Below are 17,757 nucleotides of genomic sequence, written 5' to 3' on the forward strand. Positions count from 1 at the left end.
ACGCTGCCTTGCTACACCCAACGTTTCTGACGACCCGTCAGGTGGTAGCACTCGATGACCTCCGCGCGCTCTCCGCGATTCCCTATACGTCCTGACCGCCACAGCCACCAGATAGCCGCCGCGATCGTCGTCGCGGCCCTGTCGCTGTCCCTCGGCGCCTGCGGCGCACGCCTGTCCGCCGACCAGAAGGCCGCGGCCATCGCCTACGGCCAAGGCGCCCACGACGGCTCGCAGAGCGCCGACGGTTCCCAGAGCTCCAACGGCAACGGCACCACCGGCGGGACGACCGGCGGCAGCACCGGAGGCACGTCCGGGGGTGCCTCCGGCGGCAGCGCGTCCGGCGGCACCAGCGGCGGCTCGTCTGGTGGCGCATCCGGCGGCAGCGGCGGCACCTCCGGCGGGAGCACCGGGGGCAAGACCTCCGGCGGCACCACCGGCGGCAAGACCTCCGGCGGTGGTTCCGGCGGCTCCGGCGGCTCCGGCGGCACGACGGGCGGGAGCGGCGGCGGCTCGGGAGGGTCCGGCGGCACGGGCTCGGACACCTGCGTCGGCACCGCCACCGGCTCCAGCGCCCCCGGCGTCACCGCGACCAGCATCAGCCTGGGCAACGCCAGCGACCTGTCCGGCCCGATCGGCGGCCTGTTCAGCTCGGCGCCGCAGGCGGTCCAGGCCTACGTGGCCTACTTCAACGCCACCCACCCGAACGGCATCTGCGGCCGCAAGCTCACCGTGCACTCCTACGACTCGCAGACCTCTGACGCCGGCGACAACCAGCAGACACTCACCGCCTGCCAGGCCGACTTCGCCCTGGTCGGCTCGGTCTCCGCCTTCGACTCCGGCGGCGCGGCCTCGGCGGCCCAGTGCGGCATCCCGGACCTGCAGGCGGTCAGCACCACCCGGGTCCGGCAGACCTGCGCGGTCTGTTTCGGCACCGACTCCCAGCAGCTGCCGCTGGTTCCGCAGGTGCAGCCGGACTTCTGGAACAAGCAGTTCCCCGGCGCGAGTTCCAAGGCAGCGTTCCTGTACGTGGACACCGGAACCACCGCGCAGCAAGCGAAGTCCTGGGAGCAGGCCTACGCCAAGGACGGCTTCACCTGGGTCCTGGACCAGCCGATCGGCGTCTCGGAGTCGAACTACACGCCCTACGTCGTGAAGATGCAGCAGGCCGGCGTGCAGTACGTGCAGTTCCTCGGCGCCTACCAGGAGGCCGCGACCCTCGCGCAGGCCATGCAGCAACAGGGATTCACGCCGAAGGTCTTCGTCCTGGACCCGACCGGCTACGACCCGAACTACATCCAGCAGGCCGGTTCGGCGGCGAACAACACCTTCGTCTTCAGCAACGCGGCCATGTTCGAGGAGGCGGGTTCGAACCCTGAGCTCCAGCTCTACACCAAGTGGCTGCACCAGGTGGCCCCGGGCGCCGCGCCCACCTACTTCGGGATGTTCGCCTGGTCCTCGGCCGAGCTGTTCACCAGGCTGGCCAACCAGATCGGGCCGAACCTCACCCGGCAGGCGATGGTGAAGGCGCTGTCCGGTGTGCACAACTACACCGGGAACGGGCTGTTCGCGCCGCAGGATGTCGGCGGCAAACAGACCTCGCCGTGCGCGCTGTTCATGCAGTACACCGGGTCCGCGTGGAAGCGGGTCTCCCCGGGGTCGGGCTGGACATGCGGGAACCTCATCAACTCCGGCGTCAGCTGAGATCGGCGCCGCGGGATGAATGTCTTCCTCACGTACACCATCCTGGGCCTGGTCATCGGCGCCTCCTATGCGATCGCCGCGTCGGGCCTGGTCCTCACCTACGCCACCACCCGCATCTTCAACGTCGCGCACGGCGCCACCGCGATGGTCATGGCGTTCGTGTACTGGGAGCTGGCGTACAACCAGGGCCTGTCCAACTGGCTCGCGGTGCTGATCGTGGTGTTCGGGGTGGCGCCGCTGTTCGGAGCGCTGCTGGAGCGCTGGGTCATCCGCCGGGTCGCCGACTCCGGGTTCGGTGTCACGCTGGTGGTGACCTGCGCGGTGCTGGTCGGGCTGATCGGCGCCGCGGAGAAGATCTGGCCGCCGGGCGTGCACCAGGTGCAGCAGTTCTTCGCCGGGCACGGCGTCACGATGGGCATGGTGCGGATCAGCGGCAACGACCTGCTGACCGTGGCGCTGGCGGTGGTCGTCGGGGCCGTGCTGTGGGCGTTCCTGACGTTCACCCGGCTCGGCGTGGCGATGCGCGCGGCGGTGGACGACAAGGAACTGCTGGCGCTGCACGGCGGCCGGCCGAACCTGATGTCCTCGATCGCCTGGGCCATGGGCTCGGCGCTGGCCGCGCTGGCCGGGATCCTGCTGGTCTCCGCGCAGCCCAGTGAACTGAACTACATCTCGCTGACGCTCCTGGTGGTGAACTCCTACGCGGCCGCGATGGCCGGGCGGCTGACCAGCCTGCCCCGGACCTTCATCGGCGCGCTGGTCCTGGGGCTGCTGAACGCCTACGCCTCCGGATACCTGTGGACCGGCCCCGGCTGGACGGGCTTTCGCGAGGCGATACCGGCCATCTTCCTGTTGTTGATGCTGTTGCTGATGCCGCAGGCCCAGCTGCGCGTGGGACGGCTGGCCGGCGTGCCGGGAGTGCGGACGCCGGAGATGCGCCGGGTGGCGCTGGCCTCGGCGCTGCTGCTGCTAGCGGTGGTCTTCGGCAACGCGGTGCTCAGCGAAGTGAACGTGAACCGGATGGCACTGGGGCTGTGCTTCGCGATCCTGGCGCTGTCGCTGGTGCCGTTGACCGGGTTCAGCGGATACGTGTCGCTGGCCCAGTTCAGCTTCTTCGGCGTCGGCGCGCTCACCGTGGCGAAGATGCACTCCTCGGCCCCGACCGCGATCCTGGCCGGGGCGTTGCTGGCGGCGTTCGCCGGGGTCCTGGTGGCGCTGCCGTCGTTGCGGTTGCAGGGCTTGTATCTGGCGCTGTCGACGATCGCGTTCGCGCAGATCATGGACACGATGGTGTTCCAGAACCCGTCGCTCGGCGGGTTCGGCGGATCGCTGATGACCAAGCGGCTGGACATGTTCGGCTACCGCTTCACCTCCGACAAGGCCTACGCCGTATTGGCGGCGGCGGTCTTCTGCGTCCTCGGCGCAGCGGTCATCGTGCTCCGCAAAGGCCGGTACGGCAGGATCCTGATCGCCTTGCGCGACTCGCCCGCGGCCTGCGCCACGCTGGGCCTGAACCCGCGGACCGCGCGGGTGGCGGTGTTCGCGGCGTCGGCGGCCGTGGCCGGGCTCGGCGGCGGGCTCTACGCCGGGCTGCAGAACCAGGTCGGGAGCACCAACTTCCAGTTCTTCAACAGCCTGCCGCTGCTGCTGATCGTGGTGTGCGCGGGAGTGACGTCGGTGAGCGGCGCGCTGCTCGGCGGGATGCTGCTGATGGCGCTGAACAGCTATCCGAGCACGCAGGCCTACCTGTTCCTGATCCTGGCGGTCGCCGCGGTCGGGCTCGGGAAGCAGCCGAACGGGATCACCGGATGGCTGTTCTCCTTGCGGGACAACCCTTTGGGCGCGCGGCTCGGGATCGGGTCGGCGGGGATCGCCCGGGGTATCGCGAGCCGCTCCATGGCGGGTAAGGGTTCTGGGACCGACGGCCCGGTCATGGTCGGGGACGACGCGGAGGTCGAGGCGTGACCCGGTTGGATGTGAAGGACGTGACGGTCCGGTTCGGCGGCGTCACGGCGGTGGACAGCGCCACGATCTCGGCCGACGGCGGGCAGGTGACCGCGCTGATCGGGCCGAACGGGGCCGGGAAGACCACGCTGTTCAACGTCGTCACCGGCTTGCAGCGGCCGACCGCCGGCAAGGTGTTCCTGGACGGCGACGACATCACCCACACCCCCACGCATCGCCGCGCCCGGCACGGGATCGCGCGCACCTTCCAGCGCCTGGAGGCGTTCGGCTCGCTGACCGTCGAGGAGAACATCCGGGTCGCGGCCGACGCCGTGCGGGCGAAGAACGCCAAGCCGGCGCAGGTGACCCGGGGCCTGATCAAGCGGATCGGGCTGGAGCGCTACGCCGACGCGCGCGCCGACTCGGTGCCGACCGGCGTGGCGCGGCTGGTGGAACTGGCGCGGGCGCTGGCGATCGACCCGGAGCTGCTGCTGCTCGACGAGCCCTCCTCGGGGCTGTCGGAGGCGGAGACCGACGCGTTCGGCGAGTTGCTGCGGGACCTGGCGGCGCAGGGCCGGGCCGTGCTGATCGTGGAGCACGACATGGGGCTCATCATGCGGGTCTCGAACCTCATCCACGTGCTCGACCGGGGCAAGCTCATCGCCTCCGGGACGCCGGCGGAGGTGCAGGCGGATCCGTTGGTGCGTAAGGCGTATCTCGGCGAGGACGACGAGCCGGACAGCGAGGACGACGAGGGCGACGAGGGCGACGAGCCCGCCGACGCCACGCTCGTACTGCCGGCCGCCGAGAGCGCGGAAGACGAAGAGGAGCAGAAAGAGACCGGAGGCTGGTTCTGATGGCTCCGATCCTGGAGTTGACGGGCGTCCATGCGGCGTACGGCCGCATCGAGGTGCTGCACGGCGTCGACCTGGCGGTCCCGCGCGGCGCCGTCGTGGCCCTGCTCGGCCCGAACGGGGCCGGGAAGACCACGCTGATGAAGGTGTGCTCGGGACGTTTGCGGGCCACCTCAGGGCACGTACACCTCGGCGGCTCACATGTGAACGACGCCGCGCCGGACGCCCTCGCCCGGGCCGGCCTGTGCACGATCCCCGAGGGCCGCGGCATCTTTCCGAACCTGACGGTCGCGGAGAACCTGCGGCTCTCGGGACTGGCGGGGCAGTCCTCGGCGGCGGAGATCTACGAGACGGCGTTCAGCCGCTTCCCGCGTCTGGCCGAGCGCTACGACCAGTTGGCCGGCTCGATGTCCGGCGGCGAGCAGCAGATGCTCGCCATGGCCCGGGCGCTGGTGACCAACCCGGCGGTGCTGCTGGTCGACGAGCTGTCGATGGGGCTGGCGCCGCTGATCGTGAGGCAGTTGTACGACGTGCTCGGGCAGATCGCGGAGCAGGGGGTGACCGTGGTCGCGGTGGAGCAGTTCGCGGACATGGCGTTGCGGGTCGCGGACTTCGCGGCGGTGATGACGCACGGCAGGATCGTGGCCTTCGACGAGCCGGAGGTCATCCGGCGGGATCTGGCCGCGTTGTATCTGGGAGGTGCGGCAGCGTGAGTACTGGGCGTTCTATAAGAGCTGGGCGTTCTGGAAGAGCTGGGGGTTCGGGTGTCCGGCGCGGTGGTGCGGCCGCAGCGGCGGTGGCGCTCGGGGTGCTGACGGCGCCCGCGGTGTGGGCCGGTCCGGCCCCGGCGCCCAGGCCCGCGGACGGCGGGTCGTCGCCGGGGCTGGGCGGCTGGACGATCTCGGCCTCGGCCGCGCCGATCACCATGGAGATCTACGACCCGAAGATCCCGATCCCGGCCCAGCCGGGGCAGCCGAACCTGGAGCTCGACCTGTCCTACACGCGGGCCAGCTACGGGTCCGGGCCGACCGGGGCCGCGACGGCCAGCTGGCTGTGGCCCGGGGACGCGATCGCGTTCGGGCTGGGGCAGCTGTTCAACGCCCCCGACGTGAAGTACCCGATCCTGACGAACGTGCAGTATCCGGGCAACACCCCGGACGCGACGATGCAGCCGATCCCGGGCTCGTACATGCAGTCCCACACGGACGGCAACGGGTCCACCTCGGTGTCGACGTTCGGGCTGCCGCTGCCCGGGACCGGGCCGGCGCTGCCGGGGTCGTCGCCGACGAGCGCGCCGTCCTCGGCGCCGTCGTCCTCCTCAGGCGGCCTGCTCGGCGGACTGCTCGGCGGAGTGCTGCCGGCGCCGCAGCTGCCGGATCTGGGGACGCTCATCCAGTTCCTCACCGGCCAGTCGGCGCTGGTGGACGTGCAGGGCGAGCGATCGCAGTCCTCGGCGACGGTGACCAACGGCAAGGCCGTCGCCACCGCGGAGTCCGACGCCGGAAAGCTGCTGATCCTCGGCGGCCTGATCGAGTTCGACGGCCTGAATGTCACCTCGCAGAGCACGTCGGACGGCGTCAAGGGCGCCTCGACCGGCGACGTCGACTACGGCTCGATGTCGGTGGCCGGAGTGAACTTCGGCATCACGGCGAACGGGATCCAGACCCCCTTCGGGCTGATCGCGCTGCCGCAACTGCCGGACGCGATAAACCCGCTGCTGGCCCCGCTGGGCATCTCGGTGGCGCTGCCGGCGGCCGGCGACGTGTCGAAGGACACGGCGGGCGAGATGTTCAGCCACGGCCTGCAGATCACCATCGACACGGCGAAGCTGAAGGCGATGCTGCCGCTCACACCGGTGCTGAACCAGCTGTTCGCGCAGATCCCGCCCTCACTGACGCAGCAGCTGCCCCCGCAGCTGAGCCAGATCATCGGCATCCTGCCCCAGCTGGCCCCGAAGATCGTGCTGACCGTCGGCTCGGCGAAGTCGAAGGCGGACGCCTCGCAGGCCATCGACATGACCGGCGGCACCACGACCGGCGGCACCACCGGCGGCACGACCGCCGGCGGCGCGGCCAGCACGAACGGCGGTACCACCACCGGCGGCTCCACCGGAGGCACGACCACCACGGGCGGCTCCGGGACCAGCGGCACCACCGGCGGCACCGTGGGCGGCGGCACCACGACCGGCGGCACGGTCGGCGGCGGTACCACGGGCGGCAGCACGACCGGCGGCTCCACGGGCGGCACCACCGGCAGCATGGCCCCGCCGAACCCGCCACTGCAGAACACGGCCGCGAAGGTGACACCGGCGGCCTTCGGCGGCCTGCCGGGCCAGCTGATGCTGGGCGCGGCGGCGGTGGCGTGCCTGGCGGCGTGGGGGCTGCGCAAGTACAGCACGCTGCTGTTCGGCGGGGCGGGCTGCGAGGCGGGGCACTCCACCGGGGTGCCGGACCTGCGGGAGTTCGAGGAATGAGGGCAGCGACACAAGCCATCGCGGCACCGGCGAAAGTTACCCAGCCAGCAGCGCCGCGAGCAGCCGGAACAGCACCGCCACCGGCCCCGACCCCGGCACCCCAGCACGCTCAGGAGGGCGATCGATGAGCACCGCGAAGACCTTCGCCGGCCGCGCGATCAACGGCCAGCTCCGCGCCGCCGCCGTCGCGGCCCGCCCCAAGGCCCGCACCACCGAGTCCGAGCGGCTGATGCAGCAGGGCCTGTCGCTGGCCGGCAGTCTGCTGATGCCGCTGGGCCTGCTGGCGATCGGCCTGGGCTGGTACGGCGCGGCGCATACGCCCTACAGCTTCGAGCAGGTCGCCTACCTGGTGTCCGGGGGGATCGGCGGGCTCGCCCTGACCACGCTCGGCGGGTTCCTGTTCTTCGGGTCGTGGCTGGCGCGGATCGCGCATCAGCAGCGGCAGCAGACCGAGCTGCTGGCCGGGGAGATCGCGCGGCTCGCCGATGCGATCCTGGCGTTGGAGGCCGGCGACTGAACGCAGCGGCGCGGGCCCCGTTCCGCCAGAACGGGGCCCGCGCTTCACTGTGTCCTGGCTCAGCTGGTGAAGCCGACCTTGGTCCAGTCGTAGTCCTGGAAGCCGAACGCGCCGAAGTTGGCCAGCGTGGTCTTGGTGGCCCAGATCTGCGGGCGCTGGTACAGCGGGATCAGGCTGGCCTGGTCGGTGGCGAGCTTGTCCGCGGCGTTGGCGTCCGCGATGGCCTGGGTCGGGTCGGTGTCGGACAGGGCCTTGGTCAGGGCCTGGTCGACCGCCGGGTTGTTGTCCAGGCGGGGGTTGTTGTGGATGTTCTTCGGGTCCGTGACCGACTGGATCTGCGGGGCGCCGCTGCTGATCGGGAACGGGTTGCCGGTGTAGGCGAAGGCCGTGATGTCGAAGTTGCCGGTGTTGATGTACTTGTCGAAGAAGTCGTCGCTGTTGACCGGGGTCTCCTCCAGGCCGATGCCGATCTTGGCCAGGTCGGCCTTGACCATCTGAGCCTCGTTGGAGGTGGTCTTCACGCCCTGCGGCTCGATCCACTTCAGGTCCAGCTTGACGCCGCCCTTGGCGCGGATGCCGTCGCTGCCCTTGACCCAGCCGGCCGCGTCCAGGGCGGCGTTGGCGGCGGTCGGGTTGTAGGCGACGTCGGCGCCGTTGTCCTGGTAGCCGGTCTGGTTGTTCACGAAGAAGCGGTTGTTCAGGACCGTGGGCTTCCAGGTGCCCAGGTTCTTCAGGTCCACGTTCGCGATCTGCTGGCGGTCCAGGGCCTGGTAGACGGCCTTGCGGACGGCGTCGTCCTTCAGCGCCGGGCTCTGGGTGTTCATCGAGATGTGGCGCCAGTCCGGGCCGCCGGCGTAGTGCACGGTGCTGTCGGTGGTGTCCTTGATCTTCGCGTACAGCGCCGACTGCGGGCCGACCTCGAAGGCGTCGATCTCGTGGTTGTTGTAGGCGTCGGCCTGGGCCGAGGTGTCCTCGATCGCCCGGAAGACGATCTTGTCCAGGATCGGCTTGGTGCCCCACCAGTTCGGGTCCGCCACGACGGTGACGGTCTTGTTGGTCGGGTCCATGCCCTGGAGCTTGAACGGGCCGGCGGTGACCGGGATCGCGTTCATGTAGGCCTTGTTCCAGCCGTCGGCCGTGGAGATCTTCGAGGCCGGGTACAGGCCGGCGCCGTCGAACTGGTCGAACATGCTCTTCCAGTCCGAGAACGGCGTCTTGTAGGTCACCACGACGGTGAAGTCGTCGGCGCCGCGCACGACCGAGGCCATCTGGTCGTAGCCGGTGGAGCTGGCGACGTCGAAGCCGGCCGCCGAGCCCTCCTCGCCCTTCCAGGTGGCGACGAAGTCCTTGTAGGTGATCGGGGTGCCGTCCGACCACTTGGCCTTCGGGTTCAGCTTGTAGGTGACGGTCTGCTTGCCGCCCACCGTGCTCTCGTCGGCCGAGACCAGGTAGTCCGGGTTCGGGGTGGCCTTGCCGGTGGCGTCGAAGTGGAACAGCTGCGGCATCATCGTGGACAGCACCTTCTGGGTGTCCTGCTCGTTGCCGTTGTTGGTCATGCCGTTCCACTGCGACGAGTACTGGTCGATCGCGAGGGTCAGGGTGCCGCCCTTGAGGGTCGAGGCGTCCTTGGCGTTGATGTCGTTGGCCGTGGCGACCGGGATCGACTTGCCGCCGCCGGACGCGGAGCCGTTCGAGGACGAGCCCTTGCTGGAGGAGCAGGCCGACGCCGCGAGGGCGGCGGTCGCCAGGACCGCGAGGATCGCCGGCGACTTCTTGGTGATGCTGGACATTGTCGATTCTCCCGTAGTGGAACGCAGGGGTGAGTAAGTGAAGTAGGGGGACCTGGTCAGACCACTTGCAGCGCGTCCGCGAAGTGGCACGCGGTGGCGTGGTCGGCCTTGCCGGGACGCGCGAGGATGACCGGGTCCTCGTCGCGGCACCTGCTCTGTCCAGCAGCATCCAGCGACGCGTACTTGAAGCAGCGGTCGCGGAAGCGGCAGCCGGAGGGCACGTTCGCGGGCGAGGGCAGGTCGCCGGGCAGCAGGATCCGCGAGCGCTCGCGCTCCTTGCGCGGGTCCGGCAGCGGGATCGCCGAGAGCAGGGCCTGGGTGTACGGGTGCGACGGCGTGTGGAACACCGAGGACACGTCGCCGATCTCGACGATGCGCCCCAGGTACATCACGGCCACCCGGTCGGCGATGTGCCGGACCACCGACAGGTCGTGCGCCACGAACAGGTAGCTCAGCCCCAGCTTGGCCCGCAGCTCGTCCAGCAGGTTGATGACGCCGGCCTGGATCGACACGTCCAGCGCCGAGACCGGCTCGTCCAGGATGACGACCTTCGGGTTCAGCGCCAGCGCCCGGGCCACGCAGATGCGCTGCCGCTGGCCGCCGGAGAACTCCCGCGGGAAGCGCGCGGCGTGGTACGGCTCCAGGCCGACCAGCTTCAGCAGCTCCGCGACCCGCGCCGCCGCCTTGTCCTGGGACCAGCCGTGGGTGCGCAGCGGCTCGGCGATGGCCTCGCCGACCGGCATGCGCGGGTCCAGCGACGCCATCGGGTCCTGGAACACGATCTGGATGTCCTTGCGCATCTCCATGCGCTCGCGCCCGGACAGGTTCGCGGCCTGCCGCCCGAACACCGCGATCGACCCGGCCTGCGGGGCCACCAGCTCCAGGATCTCCAGCAGCGTGGTGGTCTTGCCGCAGCCGGACTCGCCGACCAGGCCCAGGGTCTCGCCCTCGCGGATCTCGAAGTCGATGCCGTCCACGGCCTTGACCGTGCCGACCCGGCGCTTGAACACCGCGCCGCGCAGCAGCGGGAAGTGCTTCTGCAGGCCGGTGACCGCCAGCACCGGCTCGCGCTGCTCGCGCGGCACGGTGTCCAACCGGGCCTCCGGGATGTCCGGGACCGGGTACACCTCGTCGATCGGGATGGTCCCGTTCTCCAGCTCCGCGCGGCGGTGGCAGGCCGAGGGGTGCGAGCCGGGGCTGGCCGGCAGCAGCTCGGGCTCGGCGTCGCGGCAGATGTCGGTGACGATCGGGCAGCGGTCGGCGAACGGGCAGGCGTCCGGCAGCCCCACCATCGAGGGCGGGTTGCCCTCGATCGGGGTCAGCGGCCGGCGGCCCTGCTCGGCCGAGTCGTCCAGGCGCGGGATCGAGCCCAGCAGGCCGATGGTGTACGGCATGCGTGGGCTGTAGTAGATCTCGTCGACGGCGCCCTGCTCGACCGGGCGGCCGGCGTACATCACCGCGACCTTGTCGGCGAAGCCGGCGACCACGCCGAGGTCGTGGGTGATCATCAGGATCGCCGCGCCGGTGAGCTCCTGGGCGTTCTTCAGCGCCTCCAGGATCTGCGCCTGGATGGTCACGTCGAGCGCGGTGGTCGGCTCGTCGCACAGGATGACCTTGGGGTCGTTGGCGATCGCCATCGCGATCATCACCCGCTGGCGCATGCCGCCGGAGAACTCGTGCGGGAAGTTCTTGTAGCGCCGCTCCGGGTCCGGGATGCCGACCACGTCGAGCAGCTCCAGCGCCCGCTTGCGCGCGGCGTCCCGGGACAACTTGCGGTGCACGGTCAGCGCCTCGACGATCTGGTCGCCGACGGTGAACACCGGGGTCAGCGCGGACAGCGGGTCCTGGAAGACCATCGCGATGTCCTTGCCGCGGATCTTCGACATCTGCTTGTCGTTCAGACCCAGCAGCTCCCGGCCCTCGAGCTTGATGGAGCCGGTGACCCGGGCGTTGTCCGGCAGCAGGCCCAGGATCGCCATCGAGGACACCGACTTGCCGGAGCCGGACTCGCCGACGATGCCCAGCACCTCGCCGGGGTGCAGGTCGTAGCTGACGCCGCGCACCGCGCGCACGTCGCCGGCCTCGGAGCCGAAGGTGACGTGCAGGTCCTGCACGGACAGCAGCGGCGTGCCGGCGGCAGCCGGGTTCTCGGGCTTCTTGGACTTCTCGGGCCGCCCGGAGGCGTCGGTCAGCAGCAGGTTCTGGCTCATCGCGCCGAGGCTCCCGTCGAGTTGGGGTCGAGGGCGTCGCGCAGGCCGTCCCCGATGAAGTTGACACACAGGATGATCAGCACCAGCACCGAGGCCGGGAACACGAACAGGTACCACTGGTCGGTGGAGGCGAACTGCGCGCCGTCGTTGATCACGGTGCCGAGCGAGACGTTGGGGCTGCGGATGCCGAAGCCCAGGAAGGACAGGAACGACTCGGTGACGATCGCCGCGCCCACGTTCAGCGTGAAGTCGACGATCAGGATCGAGGAGAGGTTGGGGATGATGTGCCGGCGGATGACCGTCCAGGCCGGGACGCCCATGTACCGGGCGGCCCGCACGAACTCCCGCTCCCGGATGGTCAGCGTCATGCCGCGCACCACCCGCGAGGTGATCATCCAGCTGAACAGCGCGATCATCGGCACCAGCACCAGCCAGTTCGCGCCCTGGAAGTACGGGGACAGGATGATCAGCATCAACAGCGAGGGCACGACCAGGAACAGGTCGGTCAGCCAGACGATGACCTTCTCCCACCAGCCGCCGAAGTAGGCCGCGGCGGTGCCCAGCAGGCCCGCGGACCCGGTGGACAGCAGGGCCACCAGCAGACCGATGATCAGCGACTTCTGCATCCCGTTGACGGTCTGGGCGAACATGTCGTGGCCGACGTCGTCGGTGCCGAACAGGTGGTCCCCGGTCGGCCCGGACTGGGTGTTGATCAGGTCGATGTCGCTGGGCGACCAGTGCGTCAGGAAGGGGCCGGCGAAGGCGAAGACGAACAGCAGCACCAGGCCGACCAGGCCCACCATGGCGAGCTTGTTGCGGCGGAACCGGCGCCAGACCAGGGCGGCGCGCCCGGAGCGCCCGGCGCCATCGAGGGCGGCGGCGAGCGGCTGGACGGACTCGACGGCGGTGTCGGCCGGGGTCGGAGCGGTCATCACAGGGCCCTTCGGTGGCTGGTCTGGCAAAGCGGTGCGGCGGGGGTCGACGGCGCGGTCACAGCCGGACCCGCGGGTCGAGCAGGGCGGTGATGACGTCCGAGAGCATCCCGGCGATGAGCACCAGCACCGCGGAGAACAGCGTGATCACCGCGACCGAGTTCACGTCCGAGTGGTTGGTGGCGTCGGTGAACCAGGAGCCCAGGCCGTTCCAGCCGAAGACCCGCTCGGTGATGATCGCGCCGGCGAAGGTCAGGATCGTGGAGTAGGTCACCAGCGTCATGACCGGGATGACCGCGGTGCGCACGCCGTGCTTGAGGATCGCCCGGCTCTTGCGCAGGCCCTTGGCCCGCGCCGTGCGCAAGAAGTCCGAGCCCAGCACGTCGAGCATCTGGCCGCGCTGGTAGCGGCTGTAGAAGGCGATCAGGCCCAGCGACAGCGAGATGGTCGGCAGCAGCAGGTGGTCGGCGCGGCTGAACAGCTGGCCGAAGAAGCCCGTGGCGTTCGGGTCGATCTCGCCCTGGTACTGCAGGAACGGGGTGTCGCCGCCGACCGCCTTGTTCACCTGGACCGCGATCAGCTTCAGCAGCGGCGCCAGCACGAAGACCGGCATCGCGAAGACGATATAGGAACCGAATGTGATCGCGTGATCGCTGAATCTGTATTGTCTGACCGCCTGGAACGAGCCGATCAGGATGCCCAGCAGAGCGGACAGCACGGCCGCGACGGTGACCAGGCGCACGGTGACCCACACGCTGATCGAGAAGTGCTTGTTGACCGAGTCCAGCTGCCAGGTCTTGCCGAAGTCGCCGTGCGCGACGCCGTCGACCCAGTGCGCGTAGCGCTCGAACACCGGCTTCTCCGGGTTCTCGTTGCGCTCGTTGAGCTCCTGGTACATCACGACGGGCTTGGTCGGAGGGTTCTTCTGCAGGTACATGTCCTTGGGATGGAAGGCCGTCGAGGCCCCCAGGTACGCCAGGGACGTGGCGACGAACACCAAGACCACATAGTTCAGAAGCCTGCGAACTATGAAGGCACCCATGCCTGACCCTCCGTGCTCTATGCCCAACGGTTAAGCGGGCGTAGATCGGTGAGGCAGTACAGATCGTGTCGAGCCCGTTGGTAACAGGTTCTCTGATGTTCACCGGGAAATCGATCACGAAAAGGACACAAAGTGATCTCTAGTTATAAACCCTGACACACTTCGTGAAGACCCAATAACGGGCAGTATGCGCATAAGGGTAAAAAAAGACACCGGGTACGCGGATGCTCACGCGTACCCGGTGTCCTCACCGTAGCGATCTTCGATTGTGTCCACAATTTGAGAGGGCGTCAGCCTCTCCGGACCCAGGGGTCCTTACCGCTACGGTGTGACCCGCGCTACTCCCAGATCGGGAAGTGGCACGCGGCCTGGTGCCCCTCGGTCCCGTACGGCACCAGCGGCGGCTCGACCTGCCCGCAGATCTCCTGCGCGGCCGGGCACCGGGTGCGGAACCGGCAGCCCGAGGGCGGGTTGATGGCGCTGGGCAGCTCGCCGGCGATGCCGCTGCTGGCCTTGGCCTTCTCCACCTCCGGATCGGCCACCGGGATGGTGTCCAGCAGACCCCTGGTGTAGTGGTGGATCGGCTTGGAGTACACCGCCTCGGCCGGGCCGATCTCGACCAGCTTGCCCAGGTACATCACGCCGATGCGGTCCGAGACGTAGCGGACCACCGACAGGTCGTGCGAGATGAACAGGTACGACAGCCCGTGCTCGGCCTGCAGGTCCTTCATCAGGTTCAGGACCTGCGACTGGATCGACACGTCCAGCGCCGAGACCGGCTCGTCGGCCACGATCAGCTTCGGCGCGGGCGCCAGGGCCCGGGCGAAGCCGACGCGCTGCCGCTGGCCGCCGGAGAACTCGTGCGGATAGCGCTCCAGCGCCGAGGCCGGCAGACCGACCTGCTCGAACAGCTCCTTGATCCGCGCGTCGCGCGTCTCCTTGTCGCCGACCTTCTGGATGTCCAGCGGCTCGCGGACCACCGTGCGCACCCGCATGCGCGGGTCCATGGCGGCGTAGCTGTCCTGGAACATCAGCTGGACGTCGCGGCTCTTCCGGCGCCGCTCGCCCGACTTCAGCGCGGCCAGGTCCGCCCCCTCCAGGCGCATCGCGCCCGCCGTGGTGTCCTCCAGCCCGACGATCAGCTTGGCCACCGTGGTCTTGCCGCAGCCGGACTCGCCGACCAGGCCCACGGTCTCGCCCTTGCGGATGCTGAACGAGACCCCGGCGACCGCGCTGACCGAGCCGATCTGCCGGCGCAGGAAGCCCTTGGTGATCGGGTAGTCCTTGACCAGGTCGCTGACTTCCAGCAGCACCTCGCCGAGCTCCGGGGTGGGCAGCTCGTGGGGCGTGGTGCCCTCGCTGAGGGTGACCGCCACCTCCTCGCCGGAGCGCTCCGCGGCGCCCACCGGATGGAAGCACGCGAACTCGTGGCCCACCTCGTCCACGCGCGAGGGCGGATCCTGCGCGCGGCAGTCGTCCTGCGCGTACCGGCAGCGCGCCGCGAAGCGGCAGGCCGCCGGCGGGTTGGTGAGGTCCGGCGGCATGCCGGGGATCGAGTACAGCCGGGTGCCGCTGTCGGCGCCGCGCTCGGGCAGCGAGTCGAACAGCGCCTCGGTGTACGGGTGCCGCGGGTTGGCGTACAGCCGCTCGGTGGTCGTGGTCTCCACGATCCGCCCGGCGTACATCACGTTGACCCGGTCCGCGCGGCCGGCGATCACGCCGAGGTCGTGCGTCACCAGGATGACCGCCATGCCCAGGCGCTCGCGCAGGCCGTCGATCAGCTCCAGGATCTGCTTCTGCACGGTCACGTCGAGCGCGGTGGTCGGCTCGTCGGCGATCAGCAGCTTGGGCTCGTTGGCCAGCGCCATCGCGATCATCGCGCGCTGGCGCATGCCGCCGGAGAGCTGGTGCGGGTAGTCCCGGGCCCGCTGCTGCGGGGAGGGCATGCCGACCAGCGAGAGCACCTCGACCGCGCGGTCCAGGCCCTCGGACTTGCTGGCCCCGCGGTGGATCCGCACCGACTCGGCGATCTGCTTGCCGATGGTCATGGTCGGGTTCAGCGAGGTCATCGGATCCTGGAAGATCATCCCGACGTCGTTGCCCCGGACCTTGGCCATCTGCTCGTCGTCCAGCTGCAGCAGGTCCCGGCCGTCCAGGAAGATGCTGCCGTCCGGGCTGGAGCCGCCGTTGGGCAGCAGCCGCATGATCGACATGGCGGTCATGGTCTTGCCCGAGCCGGACTCGCCGACGATGCCGATGGTCTCGCCGGCCTCGACGGTGAAGCTGATGCCGTCGACCGCTTGGACGACCGAGCGCTTCAGCTTGATCTGGGTGTGGAGGTTCTGGACCTCTAGAAGTGCCATGGCCGTCTCACCGCTTCTGGAGCCGGGTCTCGAAGGCGTCGCGCAGGGCGTCTCCGATGAAGTTGCAGGAGATGATGATCAGCACGATGGACACGCCCGGCGGATAGATCATCCACCAGTAGTTCTGGTCCAGGTAGCTGGATCCGTTCGCGAACATCCCGCCCCAGTCGTCGTTCGGCGCCTGCAGGCCCAGCCCGATGTAGCTGAGCACGGACAGCGCGAAGACCGAGTTGGCGATCGACAGCGAGGTGTTCACGATCGTGGTGCCGATGGTGTTCGGCAGGATGTGCCGGAAGATGATCCGCGGGCTGCGCCCGCCCATCATCCGGCAGGCCGCCACGTAGTCGCGCACCTTGATGGTCAGGGTGTCGCCGCGGGTCAGGCGGGTCAGGCTGAACCAGCTGGTCAGCGCGATCACCATGATGAACACCGTCTTGGTCCGGCCCAGTGTGGAGGCCAGGTAGATCAGCGCGAAGATCAGCGGGATCGACAGCAGCGCGTCGATGGTCCGCATCATGATCGAGTCGATCCAGCCGCCGACGTAGCCCGCGACGGCGCCGTAGAGCATGCCGATCACCGAGGCCAGCACGCCGGAGGCGATGCCGATCTCCAGCGAGATCTGGCCGGCCTTCATCAGCTTGCCGAGCTCGTCCACGCCGTTCTGGTCGGTGCCCAGCGGATGGCTGGGGCCCGGCGGCAGGGTGATCTCGTCCATCTGCACGTGCGAGGTGTTGCCGTGGTAGACCAACGGCCCGAAGAAGCACAGCAGGACGTAGAAGACCAGCACGCCGAAGGCGACCACGGCCAGCCGGTTCTCCAGGAAGACCTCCAGACCGCGGCGGAACATGGAGCGGGCCTTCTCGGTCGGCTCCAGGCCCAGCATCTGCTCGGTGGTCGGGACGTCGTCCCCCATCCCGGGGGCCTCAACGATGATCTCGTCCATCAGGTGAGCCTCACTCGTGGGTCCAGGGCGGCGTAGGAGATGTCGGCCACCAGCGACCCGATGACCGTCACCAGCGCCGTCAGCATGGTGGTGCCCAGGACGATCACGAAGTCGTTCTGCAGCGCGGCGTTGATGGTCAGCACGCCGATGCCCTGGATGTTGAAGATCTGCTCGACCAGCAGCGCACCGCCGACCAGGGTCGGCAGGGACAGGCCGATCAGGGTCACCATCGGGATCATCGCGTTGCGCAGCACGTGCCCGTAGAGCACGCGGCGCTTGGTCGCGCCCTTGGCGATCGCCGTGCGCACGTAGTCCTGGGTGATCTCGTCCAGCATCGAGGAGCGCATGTACCGGCTGTATCCGGCCACCCCGCTGACCACCAGCGTGGCCACCGGCAGGATCATCTGCGAGGGCTGGCTGAACGCGGCGTGGAAGGAGTCGATCTGGGTCGCGATCGGGATCACGTGGAACTGCACCTGGAACAGGTCACGCAGCACGACGCCGAGGAAGAACACCGGCACCGCGTAGGCGATGAAGGAGAACGTGGTGATGGTGTAGTCACTCGCCGAGTTGCGACGGGTCGCCTGCACCACGCCCAGCGGGACCGAGAGCAGGATGGTGAAGAACAGCGCCAGGCCGACGATGTAGATCGACTGCCCCAGCGTCTCCTTCAGCAGGTCGTTGACACTCTGGTTCTTCTGGTAGCTGTACCCGAGGTCGAAGTGGACCACGAGCCGGTCCAGCCAGTTCCAGTACTGCACGACCAACGGCCGGTCCAGGCCCAGCTTGTGGTTCAGCGTGGCCAGGCTCGTCGGGTTGTAGTTCTTCCCGAGCATCGCCCGCGCCACGCCGTTGGGCATCAGGTGCATCATGCCGAACGTGGCGATCGAGACGATGAACAGCGTGACGATCGACTGGAAGAAGCGGCGGATCAGGTAAGTGGTCACCGCGACCCCCCGCCGGGGGTCGCGGTGACGTCAGTGCGCTG

General features: G+C 69.3%; 13 protein-coding genes. 6 read left to right on the forward strand and 7 right to left on the reverse strand.

All coding sequences use genetic code 11. The features are described from left to right. Nucleotides 1-54 precede the first annotated feature (54 nt). The 6 genes from ABH926_RS40015 to ABH926_RS40040 all read left to right on the forward strand — a co-directional run bounded on the left by ABH926_RS40015 (nucleotide 55) and on the right by ABH926_RS40040 (nucleotide 7,489). Nucleotides 55-1,701 carry an ABC transporter substrate-binding protein gene (locus tag ABH926_RS40015; protein ID WP_370371369.1) on the forward strand — a complete coding sequence of 549 codons (1,647 nt, stop codon included), beginning with the start codon at nucleotides 55-57 and terminating at the stop codon, nucleotides 1,699-1,701. 15 nt (nucleotides 1,702-1,716) lie between these two features. Next, the gene (locus ABH926_RS40020; protein WP_370371371.1) at nucleotides 1,717-3,666 is read left to right on the forward strand and encodes an inner-membrane translocator; all 1,950 of its coding nucleotides are present in this window, start codon (nucleotides 1,717-1,719) and stop codon (nucleotides 3,664-3,666) included. Beyond that, nucleotides 3,663-4,502: an ABC transporter ATP-binding protein gene (locus ABH926_RS40025; protein ID WP_370371372.1), complete on the forward strand. Its 840-nt coding sequence runs from the start codon at nucleotides 3,663-3,665 to the stop codon at nucleotides 4,500-4,502. The genes ABH926_RS40020 and ABH926_RS40025 overlap by 4 nt, the downstream gene beginning before the upstream one ends. Continuing rightward, the gene (locus ABH926_RS40030; RefSeq protein ID WP_370371374.1) at nucleotides 4,502-5,212 is read left to right on the forward strand and encodes an ABC transporter ATP-binding protein; all 711 of its coding nucleotides are present in this window, start codon (nucleotides 4,502-4,504) and stop codon (nucleotides 5,210-5,212) included. The genes ABH926_RS40025 and ABH926_RS40030 overlap by 1 nt, the downstream gene beginning before the upstream one ends. Before the next feature lie 95 nt (nucleotides 5,213-5,307). Beyond that, on the forward strand, nucleotides 5,308-6,972 hold the full coding sequence (locus tag ABH926_RS40035; protein ID WP_370371376.1) for a hypothetical protein: 1,665 nt from the start codon (nucleotides 5,308-5,310) through the stop codon (nucleotides 6,970-6,972). A 124-nt stretch (nucleotides 6,973-7,096) separates the two neighbouring features. Next, the gene (locus tag ABH926_RS40040) at nucleotides 7,097-7,489 is read left to right on the forward strand and encodes a hypothetical protein (RefSeq protein ID WP_370371377.1); all 393 of its coding nucleotides are present in this window, start codon (nucleotides 7,097-7,099) and stop codon (nucleotides 7,487-7,489) included. Between the two features lie 59 nt (nucleotides 7,490-7,548). Here the strand turns inward: ABH926_RS40040 and ABH926_RS40045 are convergent, their stop codons facing one another. The 7 genes from ABH926_RS40045 to ABH926_RS40075 all read right to left on the reverse strand — a co-directional run bounded on the left by ABH926_RS40045 (nucleotide 7,549) and on the right by ABH926_RS40075 (nucleotide 17,716). Further along, the gene (locus ABH926_RS40045) at nucleotides 7,549-9,279 is read right to left on the reverse strand and encodes an ABC transporter family substrate-binding protein (protein ID WP_370371378.1); all 1,731 of its coding nucleotides are present in this window, start codon (nucleotides 9,277-9,279) and stop codon (nucleotides 7,549-7,551) included. A gap of 56 nt (nucleotides 9,280-9,335) precedes the next feature. Next, entirely contained in the window at nucleotides 9,336-11,489 is a 2,154-nt protein-coding gene (locus ABH926_RS40050) for a dipeptide ABC transporter ATP-binding protein (protein ID WP_370371379.1), read from the reverse strand. Further along, a complete protein-coding gene (locus tag ABH926_RS40055; RefSeq protein WP_370371381.1) occupies nucleotides 11,486-12,421 on the reverse strand; it encodes an ABC transporter permease in 936 nt (311 codons plus the stop codon). The genes ABH926_RS40050 and ABH926_RS40055 overlap by 4 nt, the downstream gene beginning before the upstream one ends. 58 nt (nucleotides 12,422-12,479) lie before the next feature. After that, entirely contained in the window at nucleotides 12,480-13,463 is a 984-nt protein-coding gene (locus ABH926_RS40060) for an ABC transporter permease (protein ID WP_370371383.1), read from the reverse strand. Between the two features lie 338 nt (nucleotides 13,464-13,801). After that, a complete protein-coding gene (locus tag ABH926_RS40065; RefSeq protein ID WP_370371385.1) occupies nucleotides 13,802-15,826 on the reverse strand; it encodes a dipeptide ABC transporter ATP-binding protein in 2,025 nt (674 codons plus the stop codon). A 7-nt stretch (nucleotides 15,827-15,833) separates the two neighbouring features. Further along, a complete protein-coding gene (locus tag ABH926_RS40070; RefSeq protein ID WP_370371386.1) occupies nucleotides 15,834-16,769 on the reverse strand; it encodes an ABC transporter permease in 936 nt (311 codons plus the stop codon). Beyond that, nucleotides 16,769-17,716 carry an ABC transporter permease gene (locus ABH926_RS40075; RefSeq protein WP_370371388.1) on the reverse strand — a complete coding sequence of 316 codons (948 nt, stop codon included), beginning with the start codon at nucleotides 17,714-17,716 and terminating at the stop codon, nucleotides 16,769-16,771. Before ABH926_RS40075 ends, ABH926_RS40070 begins: the two co-directional genes overlap by 1 nt. Between the last annotated feature and the right edge of the window lie 41 nt (nucleotides 17,717-17,757).

The sequence above is a fragment of the Catenulispora sp. GP43 genome (genome assembly GCF_041260665.1).
Lineage (GTDB): Bacteria > Actinomycetota > Actinomycetes > Streptomycetales > Catenulisporaceae > Catenulispora.

Excerpts from the sequence above, each read along its gene's own strand:
- ABH926_RS40015 (WP_370371369.1), top strand. The coding sequence starts at position 55 with ATGACCTCCGCGCGCTCTCCGCGATTCCCTATACGTCCTGACCGCCAC.
- ABH926_RS40020 (WP_370371371.1), top strand. The coding sequence starts at position 1,717 with ATGAATGTCTTCCTCACGTACACCATCCTGGGCCTGGTCATCGGCGCC.
- ABH926_RS40030 (WP_370371374.1), top strand. The coding sequence starts at position 4,502 with ATGGCTCCGATCCTGGAGTTGACGGGCGTCCATGCGGCGTACGGCCGC.
- ABH926_RS40040 (WP_370371377.1), top strand. The coding sequence starts at position 7,097 with ATGAGCACCGCGAAGACCTTCGCCGGCCGCGCGATCAACGGCCAGCTC.
- ABH926_RS40045 (WP_370371378.1), bottom strand. The coding sequence starts at position 9,279 with ATGTCCAGCATCACCAAGAAGTCGCCGGCGATCCTCGCGGTCCTGGCG.
- ABH926_RS40050 (WP_370371379.1), bottom strand. The coding sequence starts at position 11,489 with ATGAGCCAGAACCTGCTGCTGACCGACGCCTCCGGGCGGCCCGAGAAG.
- ABH926_RS40055 (WP_370371381.1), bottom strand. The coding sequence starts at position 12,421 with ATGACCGCTCCGACCCCGGCCGACACCGCCGTCGAGTCCGTCCAGCCG.
- ABH926_RS40060 (WP_370371383.1), bottom strand. The coding sequence starts at position 13,463 with ATGGGTGCCTTCATAGTTCGCAGGCTTCTGAACTATGTGGTCTTGGTG.
- ABH926_RS40065 (WP_370371385.1), bottom strand. The coding sequence starts at position 15,826 with ATGGCACTTCTAGAGGTCCAGAACCTCCACACCCAGATCAAGCTGAAG.
- ABH926_RS40070 (WP_370371386.1), bottom strand. The coding sequence starts at position 16,769 with ATGGACGAGATCATCGTTGAGGCCCCCGGGATGGGGGACGACGTCCCG.